We start from the raw sequence: 2938 nt of genomic DNA on the forward strand, positions 1-2938 counted from the left end.
ATAGATTTATTAATCAAAAGAGTTAATAACTTTTAAAAAACTCGATTTGTTTGCCAGTTTTTGTCAAGGATTTGTTATGACCCATCTCTTAAAAACCCTACAACTAAACGAAGTATGCCAAGCTTTTGTTGATTTCTTCAAGACCAAAAATCACACACACGTTGATTCTTCATCACTTATCCCTCATAACGATCCCACTCTGCTGTTCACCAACGCAGGCATGAACCAATTTAAAGATACCTTTTTAGGTCTTGAAAAGCGTGACTACAATCGCGCCGTCACCTCCCAAAAATGCGTTCGCGCAGGTGGTAAACATAACGACCTTGACAATGTTGGCTACACCGCTCGCCACCATACATTCTTTGAGATGCTTGGCAACTTTTCTTTTGGTGATTATTTCAAGCAAGACGCCCTAAAATTTGCATGGGAATTTTTGACCAGCGAAGATTGGCTTGCCCTACCAAAAGATAGACTGTACGCCACTGTCTATCATACCGATGATGAAGCTTATGACATTTGGCATAAAGAGATTGGTCTTGATCCATCGCACATCATTCGCATCGGCGACAAAGGCAAACAATACGAATCTGATAACTTCTGGACAATGGGCGATACTGGCCCTTGCGGTCCTTGTAGTGAAATTTTTTATGACTATGGCGAGCACATCGAAGGCGGCTTACCTGGCACACCTGAAGAAGATGGTGACCGCTATGTCGAAGTATGGAACTGCGTATTCATGCAGTTCAACCGCCAAAAAGATGGCACGCTAGAACCACTACCAAAGCCTTCAGTCGATACAGGCATGGGTCTTGAGCGCATCAGCTCAGTCATGCAAGGCAAACAAGGCAACTACGAAGTTGATCTTTTTGTTAATCTGATGGATGCTGCTGCCAAAGTGATTGGCGTGTCCAATACTTTTGAGCCGTCATTCAAGGTTGTTGCTGATCACATCCGTGCCGTCTCTTTCTTGATCGCTGACGGCGTTCGCCCAAGCAATGAAGGTCGTGGTTATGTGCTGCGCCGCATCATTCGCCGTGCTGTACGTCATGGCAATAAGCTTGGCGCAGAAGATAACTTCTTCTATCAGCTCGTGCCTGCATTGGTCAAAGAAATGGGCGATGCTTATCCAGAGCTGGCTGAAAAACAAGAATACATTCAAGCCATCATCCTAAAAGAAGAAGAGCAATTCGCCAAAACTCTGGCGCAAGGCCTACGTCTGCTATCAGGCGAGCTTGATAAGCTTAATTCAGGTGACACATTGTCAGGCGAAACCGTATTTAAACTATACGACACATACGGCTTCCCAACCGACCTAACGGCCGACATCGCTCGTGAGCGTGACATCAACATTGACGAAGATGGCTTTGAAGCATTGATGCAAGAGCAGCGTGAACGCGCGCGTGACGCAGGTAAATTCGACGTGGATTATACCGCCGCCATCAAGGTGGATAACCCAACCGAATTCGTCGGCTATGGACTATGTCAGCACGACAGCCAAATCATCGGTCTATATCAAGATGGCAAGGAAGCCAGCGAGCTTGGCGAAGGCGATGAAGGTGTTATCGTATTGTCAGCCACACCATTTTATGCCGAAGGCGGCGGTCAAGTGGGAGAGCTTGGCGAGATTAGCACTGAATCAGGCGTGTTCGAAGTTCAAAACACCAAAAAATCAGGTACTGCCATCATCCACTACGGCACCGTAAAGATGGGCGGCATCAAACCAAATCAAAGTGCACACGCCCAAGTAATCGAAGACATCCGCCGTGCATCTGCCAAGAACCACTCAGCAACCCACCTACTGCACGCGGCATTACGCTCTGTGCTGGGTACAGGTGTCGCCCAAAAAGGTTCATTGGTGTCATCAGAGGTATTGCGTTTTGACTTCTCGCATGATGAGCCGATCAGCCAAGACGATCTATTAACCATCGAGCGCATGGTTAACGAACAAATCCAAAAAAACAGCCCTGTGCAAATCGAGCATCTACCAATCGACGAAGCCATGAAAAAAGGCGCGATGGCACTATTTGGCGAGAAATACGGTGAGACTGTTCGCGTGCTTACCATGGGCGAGAACGCGGACAAGACGCCATTTTCTATTGAGCTTTGTGGTGGTTTGCACGTCGTTCATACTGGTGATATTGGCCTGTTTAAGATCGTCGCTGAAAGCGGTATCGCAGCAGGTGTACGCCGCATCGAAGCCCTAACTGGCATGGGAGCGATTCGCTATATTCAACAAGGCGAATCTATTCTGGGCAATCTTGCCACCAATTTCAAAGCAAAACGTGGCGAGATCGAAACGCGTGTCACCAACCTAAGCGAGCGCAGCCGCGAACTTGAAAAACAGCTAGAGAAATCCGAGCAAAAACTTGCCAGCTATCAGGCCGCCAGCCTACTTAGCAACGCTATCAAGCTTGATAATGGCATAAATCTGCTAGTGACGAAGGCTGATGGCATCGATGGTAAATCCATTCGCGGTCTGATGGACACTGCCAAATCACGCCTTGATAATGCCGTCATCGTTCTGGTGGGCGAGACCAAAGACCTAGCACTAGCGGCAAGTGTCGCCAAAGGTCTGACAGATAAAGTTAAAGCAGGTGATATCATTCGTCATCTGGCTGCAGAGCTCAGCGGCAAAGGCGGCGGCAAGCCAGACTATGCTCAGGGCGGTGCTGAGAAGTCGGATAAGCTAGGTGCTGTACTAAGTGCATTGAAAGCTAATTTGAGCGATACATTAGCATAATCCATTCTGGATTGGTTGATGAGGGCAATGGCAAAAGCTTAATCAGTATTGATGTCGGTATATCAATACTGATTGCAAATTTAAGTTAAATTGATATATCAATGGAGTGTTCTATGTCAAACGGTAACAACACCTACAATGATGGCATTGCCATGCGTAAGGCTGTGATGGGCGACGCTCATGTCGAGCGTTCGATGA

1 protein-coding gene is annotated in these 2938 nt (G+C 47.2%); it reads left to right on the forward strand.

The features are described from left to right. Nucleotides 1–76: 76 nt before the first annotated feature. The gene (gene alaS, locus GY683_RS05640) at nt 77–2740 is read left to right on the forward strand and encodes an alanine--tRNA ligase (protein WP_297287814.1); all 2664 of its coding nucleotides are present in this window, start codon (nt 77–79) and stop codon (nt 2738–2740) included. The last annotated feature ends 198 nt before the right edge of the window (nt 2741–2938 follow it).

This window comes from Moraxella sp., assembly GCF_024227015.1.
GTDB lineage: Bacteria > Pseudomonadota > Gammaproteobacteria > Pseudomonadales > Moraxellaceae > Moraxella.

Bases quoted from the DNA above. Each gene is read 5' to 3' on its own strand.
- alaS (WP_297287814.1), top strand. From the start codon at position 77: ATGACCCATCTCTTAAAAACCCTACAACTAAACGAAGTATGCCAAGCT.